The sequence below is a fragment of the Wolbachia endosymbiont (group A) of Opomyza germinationis genome (assembly GCF_964264765.1).
Classification (GTDB): Bacteria; Pseudomonadota; Alphaproteobacteria; order Rickettsiales; family Anaplasmataceae; genus Wolbachia; species Wolbachia pipientis.
In genome coordinates this window covers 831603-848331 of record NZ_OZ183482.1, presented here as the reverse complement: position 1 = coordinate 848331, position 16729 = coordinate 831603, and the positions used below count along the sequence as shown (strand labels likewise).

General features: G+C 36.0%; 12 protein-coding genes and 1 tRNA gene. All 13 read left to right on the top strand.

The genetic code is table 11. The features are described from left to right. Positions 1 to 145: 145 nt before the first annotated feature. Positions 146 to 298, top strand: a complete 153-nt coding sequence (locus ACFEL3_RS04180; RefSeq protein WP_007549315.1) for a hypothetical protein — start codon at positions 146 to 148, stop codon at positions 296 to 298. 525 nt (positions 299 to 823) lie between these two features. Further along, positions 824 to 1198 (top strand): 30S ribosomal protein S12, encoded by a 375-nt coding sequence (rpsL, locus tag ACFEL3_RS04175; RefSeq protein WP_006279787.1) that lies wholly within the window; start codon positions 824 to 826, stop codon positions 1196 to 1198. A gap of 5 nt (positions 1199 to 1203) precedes the next feature. Next, positions 1204 to 1683 (top strand): 30S ribosomal protein S7, encoded by a 480-nt coding sequence (gene rpsG, locus ACFEL3_RS04170; protein WP_007549313.1) that lies wholly within the window; start codon positions 1204 to 1206, stop codon positions 1681 to 1683. A 21-nt stretch (positions 1684 to 1704) separates the two neighbouring features. After that, positions 1705 to 3780, top strand: coding sequence for an elongation factor G (gene fusA, locus ACFEL3_RS04165; protein ID WP_010962308.1), 2076 nt, complete (start codon positions 1705 to 1707; stop codon positions 3778 to 3780). 11 nt (positions 3781 to 3791) lie between these two features. After that, on the top strand, positions 3792 to 4964 hold the full coding sequence (gene tuf, locus ACFEL3_RS04160) for an elongation factor Tu (protein ID WP_010962309.1): 1173 nt from the start codon (positions 3792 to 3794) through the stop codon (positions 4962 to 4964). A 13-nt stretch (positions 4965 to 4977) separates the two neighbouring features. After that, positions 4978 to 5050, top strand: a tRNA-Trp gene (locus ACFEL3_RS04155). Between the two features lie 19 nt (positions 5051 to 5069). Next, entirely contained in the window at positions 5070 to 5270 is a 201-nt protein-coding gene (secE, locus tag ACFEL3_RS04150; RefSeq protein ID WP_022626186.1) for a preprotein translocase subunit SecE, read from the top strand. Next, a complete protein-coding gene (gene nusG, locus ACFEL3_RS04145; protein ID WP_070356705.1) occupies positions 5260 to 6096 on the top strand; it encodes a transcription termination/antitermination protein NusG in 837 nt (278 codons plus the stop codon). The genes secE and nusG overlap by 11 nt, the downstream gene beginning before the upstream one ends. Before the next feature lie 2 nt (positions 6097 to 6098). Next, on the top strand, positions 6099 to 6539 hold the full coding sequence (locus ACFEL3_RS04140; RefSeq protein ID WP_006279541.1) for a 50S ribosomal protein L11: 441 nt from the start codon (positions 6099 to 6101) through the stop codon (positions 6537 to 6539). 4 nt (positions 6540 to 6543) lie between these two features. Beyond that, positions 6544 to 7197: a 50S ribosomal protein L1 gene (gene rplA, locus ACFEL3_RS04135; protein WP_065094732.1), complete on the top strand. Its 654-nt coding sequence runs from the start codon at positions 6544 to 6546 to the stop codon at positions 7195 to 7197. A gap of 12 nt (positions 7198 to 7209) precedes the next feature. Beyond that, positions 7210 to 7728 (top strand): 50S ribosomal protein L10, encoded by a 519-nt coding sequence (rplJ, locus tag ACFEL3_RS04130; RefSeq protein WP_006279539.1) that lies wholly within the window; start codon positions 7210 to 7212, stop codon positions 7726 to 7728. A gap of 26 nt (positions 7729 to 7754) precedes the next feature. Then, positions 7755 to 8156: a 50S ribosomal protein L7/L12 gene (gene rplL, locus ACFEL3_RS04125; protein WP_007551887.1), complete on the top strand. Its 402-nt coding sequence runs from the start codon at positions 7755 to 7757 to the stop codon at positions 8154 to 8156. A gap of 58 nt (positions 8157 to 8214) precedes the next feature. Next, a complete protein-coding gene (locus ACFEL3_RS04120) occupies positions 8215 to 16728 on the top strand; it encodes a DNA-directed RNA polymerase subunit beta/beta' (protein ID WP_265018018.1) in 8514 nt (2837 codons plus the stop codon). Position 16729 lies beyond the last annotated feature (1 nt).

Here is a 16729-nt window from a genome sequence, read left to right as displayed (position 1 = left end):
CTTGGATCCAGGAAAAAGAATGGTGTCATCCAAGTAGCCTCCCTCCCCTGTCATCCCAGTGCCCAGACACTGAGATCCAGAAAAGTTTGCTTGTAAGCAAGCAAACTAGCACAGAAAGTGGTTACAACATTTTCGATGAGATTATATGGAAAACTGGATTCCAGTGTCAAGCACTGGAATGACACCTTCCTGCCCAGTTCATGTTGCCATAAATATTAAGAAATTTACCAAGCAAAAAAAAGGCAAAAGAAGCCCTAGTCATTGTCTATTTTCAGTATTGGCGTTTTTTAAGTCTTAAACACTGCAATTTAGCTGCTTTTAAATGCAACTCACCTTAGTTTAAATGTTTAAGAAATTTACTAAGCAAAAAAAAGGCAAAAGATATCCCGTATTAGCTAGTTGTCACTCTCTAATCCTGCAAATTGGCGTACTATACTGTCTTAAACGCTTTATAAGCGCGTTTCAGCTTATATAGGTAAAAACCCAGAAATGTTGTGAAGAAGTAAAGTGTGCATAGTGCAAAAAATTAAAAATAAGACGCCAATTACGTAATACTGTTGTCATTTAATCTGCACAGATTGAAGATAAATGAATACCTTCAGTACCATGATAATGGGGCTGGCGAAGGGTGTCAAGTAAGTTTTTTCGTTTCTACTGAATGACAGTTGTGGCTTGGGAGGTAGTGCAAGAAGTCTACTGATGGCTTTCAAGGCAGTTGAGCTTAATTATTAGAGTAGTAATGTTTATTTTTATATTGACTATTGAGGTTTATTATTTTATAACTAAAAACTTAGTTATTTTAATGAGCTTGAGTTTATAACATATGCCTACGATAAATCAATTAATACGTAAGGGTAGATTAGGATTGACCCATAAGAAAAAGGTACCAGCTTTGGGAGAAAGCAACCCTCAAAGGAGAGGTGTTTGCACTAAGGTGTATACTACAACTCCTAGAAAGCCTAACTCAGCACTCCGTAAAGTAGCCAGAGTAAAAATTAGTGGGTATGGTGAAGTGACGGCTTATATACCTGGTGAAGGTCATAATTTACAAGAACACTCTGTTGTTTTGATACGTGGTGGGCGGGTTAAAGATTTGCCAGGTGTGCGTTATCACATAATAAGAGGTGCCCTTGATCTGCGTGGTGTGCAAAATCGAAAGAAAGCTCGTTCAAAATATGGTGTAAAGAAATCTGGTTAAAGTTTATGGCTCGTCGGAATAAAGCAAAAAAAAGAGAAATAAGTCCTGATTCGCGTTACGGCAGTGTTTTGCTGATGCGTTTCATTAATACAATCATGAAATGTGGTAAAAAATCTACTGCAGAAAAGATTATCTATGACGCTTTGTCTTTAGCTGAAAAGAAAATAGGCGAAGGTGGGTTATCAATTTTTGAGACAGCAGTAGGAAATGTTACTCCTTCTATAGAAGTGCGTTCTCGACGCATTGGTGGTGCAACTTATCAAGTACCTGTTGAAGTTCGACAAGATAGAGCGGTTTCTTTAGCGTTAAGGTGGATTGCTAAAGCAACTTCTGCTGCTCGAAAAAAGAGTGGAAAAACCACTGTTGATTGTTTGCAATCTGAAATACTGGATGCTTATAATAAACGCGGTGGTGCGTTTAAGATGTGCGAAGAAAAATATAAAATGGCTGAAGCTAATAAGGCATTTTCTCATCTTCGTTTTTAATGTTAGCTAATTAATTGTGATATGGAAATTGGAATATCTAAATACAGAAATATAGGGATAATGGCTCACATAGATGCTGGTAAGACTACCACAACAGAGCGTATTTTATTTTATACTGGTAAGCAAAATAGAATTGGTGAAGTGCACGATGGTGCAGCTTCTATGGATTGGATGGAGCAGGAAAAAGAGCGTGGTATTACAATCACATCTGCTGCAACAACATGTTTTTGGAATGATCATAGGGTCAATATAATAGACACTCCTGGTCACGTTGATTTCACTATTGAAGTTGAGAGATCTTTAAGGGTTTTGGATGGTGCAGTTGCTGTATTTGATGGAGTTGCTGGAGTTGAACCTCAATCTGAGACAGTGTGGCGTCAAGCTGATAAATATAGCGTTCCTCGTATCTGCTTTGTTAATAAGATGGATAGAATAGGGGCAAATTTTTATCGATGTGTTGATATGATAAAGACGAAGCTTGGTGCAGCACCTTTAGTTATTCATTTACCAATAGGGAGTGAGAAAGATTTCAAAGGTATAATTGACCTTATTTCTATGAAAGCCATTATATGGCAAGAAGAAACGTTGGGCGCTAAATTTTCTTATGAAGATATTCCTTCTGATTTGCTTGATAAGGCTCAAGAATATCGAAATCTTTTATTAGATGCTGCAGCTGAGATGGATGATGAAGCGATGAATACTTACTTTGAGTCTAATGATCTGCCAGTGGATTTACTGAAAAAATGCGTGAGAAATGGGACCATTAAAGGAAAATTTGTTCCTGTGTTATGTGGATCAGCTTTTAAAAATAAAGGCGTACAACCACTTTTAGATGGTGTGGTTGACTTTTTACCTTCTCCTATTGATGTTGATGTAATTGTTGGAATTGATCCTAAAGATTCAGAAAAGAAAATTGAGGTCAAACCTTCAGAAAAAGAGAAATTTGTTGCTCTTGCATTTAAAGTGATGACGGATAAATTTGTAGGCAGCTTGACGTTTATCCGTATTTATTCTGGTAAATTAAAGTCTAAATCTACCGTTTCAAATGCGTTAAAAAACGAAACTGAAGGGATTGGCAGAATGTTACTTATGCATGCAAATAACCGAGAAGATATAACTGAGGCTAGGGCTGGAGATATAGTTGCTTTAGTTGGGCTAAAGAAAACAACCACCGGAGATACTTTATGTTCTGTTGATTTTCCTATATTATTGGAGCGTATGGAATTTCCTGAGCCTGTTATTGAAATTGCTGTAGAACCTAAAACCACTTCAGATCAGGAAAAATTAGGTATTGCTCTAAATAGGTTGGTTGCAGAAGATCCTTCTTTGAGAATGTCAGTAAATGCGGAAAGTGGCCAGACTATATTGAAAGGCATGGGTGAGCTCCATCTTGAGATTATTGTTGATAGAATGAAGCGCGAATTTAACGTTGAGGCTAACGTCGGTGCTCCTCAGGTTGCATATCGTGAAACTATCACTAAATCTGTTGAAATTGATTACACTCATAAAAAACAATCTGGTGGAGCTGGTCAGTTTGCTAAGGTTAAAATAAAATTTGAACCTCTTGAGCCTGGTTCTGGGTTTCAATTTGAAAGTAAAATTGTAGGTGGTGCTATTCCAAAAGAGTATATTCCTGGGGTAGAAAATGGCTTGGAGTTGATAAAAGAAGGTGGTATAATTTCGGGATTTCCGTTGATTGATTTTAAGGCTACCCTTCTTGATGGTGCTTTTCATGAGGTTGATTCTAGTCCTTTAGCTTTTGAACTTGCTGCTAAAGGTGCTTTTAAAGAGATGGCAAATAAAGCTGGTCCAAAAATGCTGGAGCCTATAATGAAAGTTGAAATCATTACTCCTGAAGAATATATGGGTGATGTTATGGGTGATATAAATAGTAGAAGAGGAAATGTTGCTGATATGCTCGATTTAGGTAATAATAGTAAAATAATTACTGCTTCGGTACCTCTTGCAAATATGTTTGGTTATATCAACGTTTTGCGTTCTATGTCTCAGGGAAGGGCGCAGTATAGTATGCATTTTTCTTGTTATGAGCAAGTGCCACAATATGTGGTTGATGAGTTAAAGTTAGAGTATAATTAAGGGTAATAATTATGACAGCAGTAGTGGAAGCATTTGGAAAGCCGCATGTAAATGTGGGAACAATAGGACATGTGGATCATGGGAAGACGACGTTAACAGCGGCGATAACGAAGCATTATGGAAATTTTGTAGCGTACGATCAGATAGATAAAGCGCCAGAAGAAAGGAAGAGGGGGATAACGATAGCAACAGCGCATGTTGAGTATCAGACAGAGAAAAGGCATTATGCACACGTTGATTGTCCTGGACACGCTGACTATGTAAAGAACATGATAGTAGGTGCAGCACAGATGGATGCGGCGATATTGGTAGTGTCGGGGGTTGATGGGCCAATGCCACAAACGAGAGAGCATATATTGCTGGCGAAGCAGGTAGGTGTTGGATATATCGTGGTGTATATAAATAAAGCTGATGTTGCTGATGCTGATATGATAGATTTAGTAGAAATGGAAGTGAGGGAATTACTGAGTAAATACGGATTTCCAGGGGATGAAGTGCCTGTGGTGGTTGGTTCAGCGCTCAAGGCGCTGGAGGATGACAGCAGCGAATATGGAAAGAAATCAATAGATAAATTGATGGAAAAGTTAGATGAATATGTAGCGGTTCCACCAAGGCCTGTGGATTTACCATTTTTATTGCCAATCGAAGATGTATTTTCGATATCGGGGCGAGGAACAGTGGTAACAGGAAGAATAGAGAAGGGAGAGATAAAGACGGGAGAAGAGATAGAGATAATAGGTCTGAAAGCGACGCAAAAGACGATATGCACAGGTGTTGAGATGTTTAAGAAGTTGCTGGATAAGGGAAGTGCAGGACTCAATGTAGGAATATTGTTAAGAGGAACAAAAAGAGAAGAAGTGGAGAGAGGGCAAGTATTAGCGAAACCGGGGACGATAACACCGCATAGAAAGTTTAAGGCGGAGGTTTATATATTAAAGAAAGAGGAAGGAGGAAGGCATACACCATTTTTTGCGAATTACCAGCCACAGTTTTATTTAAGGACAACGGATGTAACTGGGAGCATAAAATTGCTAGATGGGAAGGAGATGGTAATGCCAGGAGATAATGTGAGTGTAGAAGTAGAATTGCAAGTACCGATAGCAATGGATAAGGGATTGCGTTTTGCGATAAGAGAAGGCGGTAGAACTGTTGGTTCTGGTGTTGTTTCTGAAATTTTGGAGTGAGAGTTTGAGTTATAGGAGTGTAGCTCAATTGGTAGAGCGCTGGTCTCCAAAACCAGAGGTTGTAGGTTCAATTCCTATCGCTCCTGCATTAATGTTGTGGTGGAAATGTTAAAAAGTTTGTGTGGTTTTTTCTGTGATATAAAGCAAGAAATACGAAGAATTGCTTGGGTAAAGAAACAGGAGGTGTTGTCATCTCTATTTGTTGTAATGATTGTTATATTATGCTTTTCGATTTTCTTCTGTTTTGTGGATTTTATGTCTCTTTACGTAATTAAGGCTTTATTTGGAATTATTTATGGAATGTGAATATAAATGGTATATCATTAAAGTTGATTATGGATATGAGCAAAACATACGCGAATTGGTAAGTAATGCTGTTTATTTTAAGGAAGTGTTTATTCCTTATCAAACGGTATGTAATTCAAAGTCTGATATAAAAGAATTATGTGAAGTGTATGTATATATGCATCTGTGTGATGAAAGCAAAAATATTTTGAATCAAACGCCTGGATTCTGCAGTGGCGAATCTGGTGATTTTGAGATGATTTCAGATGATGAGATAAGTTTAAAGTGTAAAGAATTTAATAGATATAAATGGTATATCTTGAGAGTTGCTTCCAATTGTGAAGAGAAAGTGCGCCAACATATATTGGAAAATTCTATGAGATTGGGTGTTAATGATTACTTTAAGGAAGTTTTTATTCCATATGAAGAGCTAAGTGAAGTAGAGTTGAAATCTAAGAAAATTGCTACACGAAGGAAATGCTTTCCTGGTTATGTCTTTTTATACGTGAATTTATGCGATGAAGTATTGAATTTTATCAATAATATACCAAAATCTCTTAAGGTTTATGGATTTTTGAAAAACGGTAATATTCCAAAGGTGATTTTGGATGATGAGATTCACTCAATGTGTAATGCACTTTATAATGCTCAAGAGACAAAGAAGTTAGGTTATGGTTATGAAAAAGGTGAAAAAGTGAAAATTAATGATGGTCTTTTTCAAAATTTTACTGGTAAGGTAAATATGGTAAACGATGAGAAAAAAATTATTAATGTGGAAGTATCGATTTTAGGTAAGCCGACAATAATAGAGCTTGATCTGGCTCAAGTAGAGAAAATAGAGGATTAATTATGAGTGTTATAGTTGCTAAGATTAACTTACTTATGGAAGCTGGGAAAGCAGTTCCAGGACCGAAAATTGCTTCAGTACTTGGTCCACGTGGTATACCTGTTCCTAAGTTTTGTGAAGCTTTTAATAAAGTTACTAGTGCTGCTAACGCTAATTATAAAGTAGGCGATTTAGTAACAGTGCGAATTTCCATAAAGGATGATCGCTCTCATGATTTTACTGTCAGCGGTCCGCCTGTGGCTTATTTACTTAAGCAGGAGGCTAAATTAAGTAAAAGTTCTGGTAATCCTGGTAAAGAATTAGTGGCTAAATTACCTATGTCTGCTATAATTAAAGTAGCAAAGTGCAAGATGGTTGATATGAAAGTGGATAATGAAGATTCAGCAGTGAAAATGGTTGTAGGCACTGCAAAATCTATGGGTATAGAAGTTGTGGAAGGTTAGGTAAATGAATACATATAATGATAATCCTAAGCAGTGTTTGAAGAAGATTGTTGAGTCTGCTTCAGCAAAATTTAATGAATCAGTTGATATTGCGGTCAATTTAGGCGTAGATTCACGTAAATCTGAAGAGCAGGTGCGTGGTACAGTAGTTTTGCCTAAAGGTATCGGGAAGAATATTAAAGTAGCTGTTTTCGCTCAAGATAAACATTTATTAGAAGCTGAAAAAGCTGGTGCTGATATTGCAGGAGGAGAGGATTTAGTTGAAGAAATAAAAAAAGGTAGAAAGTTAGATGTTGATTGGTGCATTACTACTCCTGATTTTATGGCAAAAATCACTCCTATTGCAAAAGTATTGGGTGCTAAAGGGCTGATGCCTAACCCTAAATTTGGTACTGTGACTTCTAACATTGCAGAAGCTATTAAAACCATTAAGTCTGGTCAGGTAAAATTTAGAACAGATAAAAATGGTGTTATTCATGGTAAATTAGGAAATATTAAATTTGATATTGATGACTTGCTAGAAAATTTAAAAGCCTTTCTTAAAGTAATTAAAGATAATAAACCTATTTCTGCGAAAGGAATTTACTTTAAGGGTGTTTTTTTAAATTCAACTATGGGTAAAGCTTATAAGATAGGCAAAGTGGAAGATATAATTTAAGGGAGTGATACCGTGAAGCGTAAAGATAAGGATGAATTTATACAGAGCACAATAAACGTATTTGTAAATAATGATTTCTTGATATTAGTAAATTTTAAATCTATAAATGCTAATGATTCATTAACTCTGAGGAATAGTCTGAAGTCTATAGCAGGTGGGGTATTAGTAGTTAAAAACACTCTAGCGCGCTTGGCTTTGGAAAGGACTGGTAAATTCTCTTATTTATCAGGCAAATTTTCCGGTCCTGTTGCTATTATATACTCTAGTGGCATAGTAGAAGCTGCAAAATTAATAGTTGATTTTACTAATGCTAACAAAGAAAAAATGTCTGTGATTTGCGCAGCTCATTTAAATGAATTGTTAACAGTGGAAGATGTTAATAAACTGGCTAAGTTGCCTTCTCTGGATGAATTGCGTGTTAAAATTATGCGTTTAATATCTTATGATATTCCTGCTCGGTTAGCGTTGTCTATTAATTCATCTTCTATGAGGCTTATGAGAGTTTTGGATTATTATAGTTCTAAAAAATAAATTTGTTGTTAAGTAAGGTGGTAATTATGAGTAATGTAACAAGTGATTTGGTTGATAAAATATTATCTTTAAACCTATTAGAGGCTTCTGAACTTGTAAAAGTTTTAGAAGAGAAAATAGGGTTGCCTGCTGGTTCTTTTCTTGGTGGAGCTGTTGGTGCTGGGGCGCCTATTGGTGATAATGCTGCTGCTCCTGCTGCTCAAGAAAAAGCTGAGTATAAAGTTGTGATTAAAGAAATTGATGCGAGTAAAAAAATAGGAGTTATTAAAGCTGTGAGAGAGGTTAATTCTACATTGGGTTTAAAAGAAGCAAAAGAGTTGGTTGAATCTTTACCTAAAGATTTGACTGCTAATGTTCCTAAAGACGAAGCAGAAAAAATCAAGCAAAAACTTATTGAAGCAGGAGCAACTAAAGTGGAGCTTGAATAATATTTAATGTATTAATTTTATATTGATATAGCTCTTTTAATTAGTTTGGGGTATTTTAATGGTTGATTCTTCTTATATGTACGCTTCTGGTGCTTTTGTTCCTAGAGTTTCTTATTCTAGGTCGATTGATTTAAAAGATTCTTTATTGGATTTGGTTAAGGTTCAAAAAGAATCATATGATTCTTTTACTCCTAAGAATAAGGGTAATGAAAGACTTGAAGTTATCTTTCATACAATCTTTCCAATAAATGATCCTTTGCGTAGGGCTACTATTGAGTTTATAAGTTGTAGGGTAGATGATCCTAAGTATGATGAATCTGAGTGTATAAAGCGTGGTGTAACTTTTTCTGCTCAGGTTATTGCTTCTATACGTCTTGTTGTTATGCAGGATGGTATTTCTCTTGATGAATATAAATCGATTAAAGAGAGTGGAGATCATTCTAAACTTGCAACCGTTGTAAAATCTATAGAAGAGCAGAAAGTCCACTTTTGTGGGTTGCCTATGATGACTGATAAGGGCACTTTCATCATTAATGGTGTGGAAAAAGTTATCGTCTCACAAATGCATAGGTCTCCTGGTGTATTTTTTGATAGCGATAAGGGAAAAACTTACAATTCTGGTAAATTGATCTATTCTGCTAGAATTATTCCTTATAGGGGTTCTTGGCTTGATATTGAATTTGATGTTAAAGACCATTTGTATTTTCGTGTTGATAGAAAAAGAAAATTGCCAATTTCAGTTTTATTAAAGGCGTTGGGTCTATCAAATAATGATATACTCGATAGATTTTATGAGAAAATAAAGTATGTAAAACATAAAGATGGTTGGAAAGTGCCTTTTGTTCCTGATAAATTTAAAGGAGTGAGGCTGCCTTTCGACTTAATGGATATTGAAGGTAATGTGCTGCTTAAAGCTAACGTTCGTATTACCTCAAGACTAGCTAAAAAGCTATATGATAATGAATTGAAAGAGTATCTGGTTCCGTTTAATTCTATATGTGGTTTATTCCTCGCAGAAGATTTAATGGATAGTGCTAGCTCTACGAAAATTTTATCTGCTGGTAAATCTATAAAGCTGGAAGACATAAAGAAGCTTGAGTTATTATCTGTAGATGAAATATCAGTGTTGAACATAGATAATTTGTTTGTTGGACCTTATATATTAAATACGCTTTTCTTAGATGAAAACATGTCTTATCAGGATGCACTATATGAAATATATAGAGTTTTGCGTCCTGGTGAAGTTCCTGTTTTAGAGATAGTAGAAGAGTTTTTCCGTAATCTTTTCTTCAGTCCGGAATATTATGATTTGTCTAACATTGGTAGGTTGAAGCTTAACTCTTACCTTGGATTAAATTATGATGAGGATTTAACTGTTTTAACGCATGAAGATATTATTGAAATTGTGAAAAAAATAGTATTGTTACGTGACGGTCAAGGATCTGTAGATGATATTGATCATTTAGGAAACAGAAGAGTAAGATCAGTTGGAGAGTTTATAGAAAATCAATTTAGAACTGGGTTGTTGAAATTGGAACGCGCAATAGTTGATTCTATGTCCACTTCTAGTTTAGATAAAGTTTCTCCATCTGATTTTATTAATCCAAAAGTGTTAACTAATGTCTTAAGAGATTTCTTCAATTCTTCTCAATTATCTCAATTTATGGATCAGACTAATCCGTTATCTGAAATAACACATAAAAGAAGGTTATCCGCGTTAGGTCCTGGCGGTTTAACAAGAGAACGGGCAGGATTTGAGGTGCGTGATGTTCATCCAACTCATTATGGAAGAATTTGCCCTATTGAGACTCCTGAAGGGCAAAATATAGGGTTAATCAACAGCTTAGCTATATACGCGCGTATTAATAAATATGGTTTCATTGAAAGCCCTTATAGAAAAGTAGTCAATAGGGTTGTTACTGATCAAATTGAGTATCTTTCTGCTATAGACGAAGGCTCACATCATATAGCTGACACTAGCGTAAAGCTTGATGAAAATAATTGCTTTGTTGATGACATGCTATACTGTAGATATGCTGGTAGCTTCGTCATGGTAAGTAGCGACCAAGTTAGTTACATTGACGTATCTCCTAAGCAGGTAATATCAGTTGCAGCTTCCTTGATTCCATTTTTAGAAAATGATGATGCTAATAGAGCATTAATGGGCTCAAATATGCAACGTCAGGCCGTACCTTTATTGAAGCCTACCGCTCCTCTGGTTGCTACTGGTATGGAGTCTTTTGTAGCTTCTGGCTCTGGTGCTGTAGTTTTAGCAAAACGCGATGGCATAGTTGATAGTTCTGATAGTAACTCTATAGTTATACGTGCTTTTGATAAAGAAAGGGTTAACTACTTGGACGTAGATATTTATCATCTAAGGAAATTTCAGCGTTCTAACCATAATACTTGTATTAATCAAAGACCGCTAGTGTGCGTAGGTGATTATGTTAAAAAGGGTGATGTAATAGCTGATGGTCCTGCAATTAACAGTGGTGAGTTGGCGCTTGGTAAAAATTTGCTAGTCGCTTTTATGTCTTGGCAAGGTTATAATTTTGAAGACTCTATTATTATTTCTAGTGAAGTTGTTAAAAAAGATCTCTTTACTTCTATTCATATAGAAGAATTTGACTGTGTTGTACATGATACCCCTTTAGGATCAGAAAAAATAACTCGTGCTATACCTGGTGTTAATGAAGAAAATCTATATCACTTGGATGATAGTGGTATAGTGAAAATTGGTACAAGAGTTGGTCCAGGCTATATTCTGGTAGGTAAAGTTACACCTAAACCTTCTCTTTCATTGCCTCCTGAAACGAAGTTATTAATGACAATTTTTGGTGAAAAGTCATTCGATTGTGCGGATTCCTCTTTATATACATCTCCAGATGTTGAAGGGACAGTAATTGATGTACAAGTCTTTACACGCAGGGGGGTTGAAGAAAATGAAAGGGCATTACTCATCAAACAAAAAGAGATAAATGACTTTGAGGAAGAGCGAGATTATATAATCAATGTTACTAGTGAATATTTCTATGATGAACTGAAGAAACTTCTTATTAATTCTGGTTCTCAAGATCGAGAAAAATTTGACTCTATTGAACGTGAGCAATGGTGGGGTATAGGATTAAAAAACCAATCCATTTCTGAGCAAGTTAAGAGCTTAAAAAAAGATTTTGATGAAAAAGTATCACATGCAATAGCACAGTTTAAGCGAAAAGTAGAAAAATTACATGAAGGTTATGACCTGCCTCAAGGTGTGTCGATGTCAGTAAAAGTTTTCATTGCTGTGAAACATAGTCTGCAACCAGGGGATAAAATGGCTGGTAGACATGGAAATAAAGGTGTGATTTCTCGAGTTGTGCCAGTGGAAGATATGCCTTATTTGGAAGATGGTACTCCTGTTGATATTATTCTTAACCCTCTTGGTGTTCCTTCACGAATGAATGTAGGGCAAATACTGGAAACGCATGTAGGTTGGGCTTGTAGAAAATTAGGGGAAAAGGTAAGTAATATTCTCGATGAGATCAATAAGATCAAAAGTGCTTTTTGCAAGGGAATTAGGTCCCTTAACGATGATAATTTTACACAATTTGCAGTAGCATACCTTGATAATAAAAAAATTGAAAATATTGATGATGATGAAATAACGGCTTCTGTTTTAAATACACCTAATAAGAATGCACTAAATGACGAGTTGAATGAGTTAGTAGAGAACTATTTGAACTCTTGTAAAAGTTCATACAGCAATTTACGTAACTTCCTGATTGAGGTTTATAGCTATGGCAGTAACGTATCTATCTGTAATGATATTCGTAATATTAGTGATAATAATCTCATTGAATTTGCACGCAAATTACGTGATGGCGTTCCTGTTGCTGCACCTGTATTTGAGGGTCCAAAAGATGAACAAATAGCAAAATTATTTGAACTTGCTGGTTTAGATAACTCTGGACAAGCTGTATTATATGACGGTTGCAGTGGTGAAAAATTCGACCGCAAGGTTACAGTTGGTTACATGTACATGCTTAAGTTGCACCACTTGGTTGATGGTAAAATTCATGCGCGTTCAGTAGGGCCTTATAGTTTGGTTACTCAACAACCTCTTGGAGGAAAATCTCATTTTGGTGGTCAGCGTTTTGGTGAAATGGAATGTTGGGCATTACAAGCCTATGGTGCTGCTTATACTTTGCAGGAAATGTTAACTGTGAAGTCTGATGATATTAATGGTAGAGTTAAGATTTATGAATCGATAATAAAAGGTGACAGTAATTTTGAATGTGGAATTCCTGAATCCTTTAATGTGATGATAAAAGAACTACGTTCTTTATGTTTAAATGTAGATTTAAAGCAAAATGATGTAGTGATTGAAGATATATCTCACACTAACATTGCACAACCTTTTAATGAGGTTAGCATATCGATTGCTAGCCCTGAAAGTATTAAGCGTATATCTTGTGGTGAGATAGAAGATGTTTCAACTGCAAATTATCGTACGTTCAAAGTTGAGAAAGGTGGATTATTTTGCCCTAAGGTTTTTGGCCCTGTCAATGACGATGAATGTTTATGTGGAAAATACAAAAAAAGAAGACACAGAGGTCGCATATGCGAAAAATGCGGAGTAGAAGTTACATCTTCTAAAGTAAGAAGAGAAAGGATGGGTCATATAGAGCTTGCATCTCCTGTTGCTCATATATGGTTTTTGAAATCGCTTCCTTCAAGAATTGGAGCATTATTGGATATGTCTCTCAGAGATATTGAGAATATTTTATATAGCGATAATTATATCGTAATAGATCCTCTTGTTTCGCCTTTTGAAAAAGGTGAGATTATTAGTGAAAAAGCTTATAATGAAGCTAAAGATAGCTATGGGATCGATAGTTTTGTAGCTATGCAAGGTGTTGAAGCTATAAGAGAGTTGCTAACGCGCCTTGATTTACATGAAATTAGGAAGGATTTAAGACTAGAATTAGAATCTGTTGCTTCTGAGATAAGAAGAAAGAAAATTATAAAGAGATTGCGTATTGTTGAAAACTTCATTAAATCTGGAAATAGGCCTGAGTGGATGATACTTACAACTATACCTATTTTACCACCTGATTTGCGTCCTTTGGTATCGCTTGAGAGTGGTCGTCCTGCAGTTTCTGATCTGAATCATCATTATAGGACTATTATTAATAGAAATAACAGGTTGAGAAAATTGTTGAGCTTAAATCCTCCTGAGATTATGATTCGTAATGAAAAAAGGATGTTACAAGAAGCAGTTGATTCTCTTTTTGATAATAGTCGTCGTAATACTTTGGTAAATAAAGCTGGTGCTGTTGGATATAAAAAGTCCATTAGTGATATGTTAAAAGGAAAACAGGGTCGTTTTCGCCAGAACCTCTTAGGAAAAAGGGTAGACTACTCTGGACGTTCTGTAATAGTTGTTGGTCCAACTTTGAAACTAAATCAGTGTGGATTACCAAAAAGAATGGCTCTTGAACTATTCAAACCTTTTGTTTACTCAAAGCTTAAGATGTATGGTATGGCTCCAACTATTAAGTTTGCTAGTAAGTTGATAAGAGCAGAAAAACCAGAAGTTTGGGATATGCTTGAAGAGGTAATAAAAGAGCATCCTGTTTTGTTGAATAGAGCGCCTACGCTACATAGACTTGGTATTCAGGCTTTTGAGCCAATCCTTATTGAAGGCAAAGCAATACAGCTTCATCCGCTTGTCTGTACGGCGTTTAATGCTGATTTTGATGGTGATCAAATGGCAGTGCATGTGCCAATTTCATTGGAAGCTCAGCTTGAAGCTAGGGTGTTGATGATGTCCACTAATAACGTTTTAAGTCCTTCTAATGGCAGACCGATTATAGTTCCTAGTAAAGATATAGTACTTGGTATATATTATCTGACTTTACAAGAACCTAAGGAAGATAATTTACCATCTTTTGGTGCTTTTTGTGAAGTTGAGCATTCCTTGAGTGATGGTACTTTACATATTCATTCTAGTATAAAGTATAGGATGGAGTATATTAATAGCAGCGGTGAAACTCACTATAAAACTGTTTGTACAACTCCTGGCCGTTTAATATTATGGCAAATTTTTCCTAAGCATGAGAATCTAGGCTTCGATCTAATAAATCAGATATTAACAGTCAAGGAAATAACTGGTATAGTTGATTTGGTATATCGTAACTGTGGTCAAAGTGCTACAGTGGCATTTTCTGATAAATTAATGGTACTTGGCTTTGAGTATGCCACATTTTCTGGTGTCTCTTTTGGTCGTTGTGATATGGTTATACCTGAAACTAAAGCTACACATGTTGATCACGCGAGGGGTGAAATTAAGAAATTCTCTATGCAATATCAAGATGGGCTAATAACTAGAAGTGAGAGGTATAACAAGGTTATAGATGAATGGTCTAAGTGTACGGATATGATAGCTAATGATATGTTAAAAGCAATATCTATATATGATGGAAATAGTAAGTACAACTCAGTGTATATGATGGTTAACTCTGGTGCAAGGGGTTCTACTTCACAGATGAAACAGCTAGCAGGAATGCGAGGGCTCATGACCAAACCTTCTGGTGAGATTATAGAAACACCTATAATTTCTAATTTCCGTGAAGGATTGAACGTATTTGAATACTTTAATTCTACTCACGGTGCGCGTAAAGGTTTAGCTGACACTGCACTTAAAACTGCAAACTCTGGATACTTAACTCGTCGTTTAGTTGATGTATCTCAAAATTGCATAGTTACAAAGCATGACTGTAAAACAAAAAATGGTCTTGTTGTGAGAGCTACAGTTGAAGGAAGTACTATAGTTGCATCTCTAGAGAGTGTTGTGCTGGGTAGAACAGCTGCAAATGATATATATAACCCAGTGACAAAAGAATTATTAGTAAAAGCAGGGGAATTAATTGATGAGGATAAAGTAAAGCAAATCAGCATTGCAGGTCTTGATGTTGTAAAAATTAGATCGCCTTTAACTTGTGAAATAAGTCCTGGTGTATGTTCTTTATGTTATGGAAGAGACCTTGCAACTGGTAAAATTGTTTCAATAGGTGAAGCAGTTGGTGTTATAGCTGCTCAATCTGTTGGAGAGCCAGGTACTCAGTTAACGATGCGTACTTTTCATATAGGTGGAGTAATGACTAGAGGCGTTGAATCCTCGAATATTATAGCTTCTATTAATGCTAAAATAAAGTTAAACAATAGTAATATAATTATAGATAGAAACGGAAATAAAATTGTGATAAGCCGTTCCTGTGAAGTCGTGTTGATTGATAGCCTTGGTAGTGAGAAGTTGAAGCACAGTGTACCTTACGGCGCTAAGCTTTATGTAGATGAGAGTGGGTCAGTAAAAATTGGCGATAAAGTTGCGGAATGGGATCCTTATACATTGCCTATTATCACGGAGAAGACTGGTACAGTGTCTTATCAGGACTTAAAAGATGGAATTTCGATCACTGAAGTGATGGATGAATCTACAGGAATATCAAGCAAAGTAGTAAAAGACTGGAAATTGCATTCTGGTGGAGCTAATTTACGTCCTCGTATTGTGCTGCTTGACGATAATGGTAAAGTAATGACACTCGCAAGTGGCGTTGAAGCATGTTATTTTATACCAATCGGTGCAGTGCTCAATGTACAAGATGGCCAGAAGGTTCATGCAGGTGATGTTATTACAAGAACACCAAGAGAGTCAGTTAAAACTCGTGATATTACTGGTGGTTTACCGAGGGTTATAGAGTTATTTGAAGCACGTCGTCCTAAAGAGCATGCTATTGTTAGTGAGATAGATGGCTATGTAGCGTTTTCTGAAAAAGACCGTAGAGGAAAACGCAGTATATTAATTAAACCTGTAGATGAACAAATTTCTCCAGTTGAATATTTGGTATCAAGAAGTAAGCATGTAATAGTCAATGAAGGTGATTTTGTACGTAAAGGTGATCTATTGATGGATGGTGACCCTGATCTCCATGATATTTTACGTGTGCTTGGGTTAGAAGCTTTAGCGCACTATATGATTTCTGAAATACAGCAAGTTTATAGATTGCAGGGTGTTCGTATAGACAATAAGCATTTAGAGGTGATCTTAAAACAAATGCTACAAAAAGTGGAAATTACTGATCCTGGTGATACTATGTACTTGGTTGGCGAAAGCATTGACAAGCTGGAAGTTGATAGGGAAAATGATGCTATGAGTAACTCTGGCAAACGGCCTACTCATTATCTTCCTATTCTGCAGGGGATTACTAGGGCAAGTCTTGAAACTAGCTCCTTTATTTCTGCTGCCTCTTTCCAAGAGACAACAAAAGTACTTACAGAAGCAGCATTCTGCGGGAAGAGTGATCCTTTAAGTGGATTAAAAGAAAATGTTATAGTAGGAAGATTAATTCCTGCTGGTACAGGTTTGATTATGAATAAGATCAGAGCACTTTCACTTTGTGATAATGTGGATAAATATGAAAAATATTTTGATATTGAAACTTATGACGAGGAATGGTTGATGGATAATGGTTGTCATTTACACTCTGGTGAGGAAGAGAGCGTAGTGGCATACGATCAGTCGAATTGAG

Bases quoted from the DNA above. Each gene is read 5' to 3' on its own strand.
- rpsG (WP_007549313.1), top strand. From the start codon at position 1,204: ATGGCTCGTCGGAATAAAGCAAAAAAAAGAGAAATAAGTCCTGATTCG.
- ACFEL3_RS04120 (WP_265018018.1), top strand. From the start codon at position 8,215: ATGGTTGATTCTTCTTATATGTACGCTTCTGGTGCTTTTGTTCCTAGA.
- fusA (WP_010962308.1), top strand. From the start codon at position 1,705: ATGGAAATTGGAATATCTAAATACAGAAATATAGGGATAATGGCTCAC.
- secE (WP_022626186.1), top strand. From the start codon at position 5,070: ATGTTAAAAAGTTTGTGTGGTTTTTTCTGTGATATAAAGCAAGAAATA.
- rplA (WP_065094732.1), top strand. From the start codon at position 6,544: ATGAATACATATAATGATAATCCTAAGCAGTGTTTGAAGAAGATTGTT.
- tuf (WP_010962309.1), top strand. From the start codon at position 3,792: ATGACAGCAGTAGTGGAAGCATTTGGAAAGCCGCATGTAAATGTGGGA.
- ACFEL3_RS04180 (WP_007549315.1), top strand. From the start codon at position 146: ATGGAAAACTGGATTCCAGTGTCAAGCACTGGAATGACACCTTCCTGC.
- nusG (WP_070356705.1), top strand. From the start codon at position 5,260: ATGGAATGTGAATATAAATGGTATATCATTAAAGTTGATTATGGATAT.
- ACFEL3_RS04140 (WP_006279541.1), top strand. From the start codon at position 6,099: ATGAGTGTTATAGTTGCTAAGATTAACTTACTTATGGAAGCTGGGAAA.
- rplL (WP_007551887.1), top strand. From the start codon at position 7,755: ATGAGTAATGTAACAAGTGATTTGGTTGATAAAATATTATCTTTAAAC.
- rpsL (WP_006279787.1), top strand. From the start codon at position 824: ATGCCTACGATAAATCAATTAATACGTAAGGGTAGATTAGGATTGACC.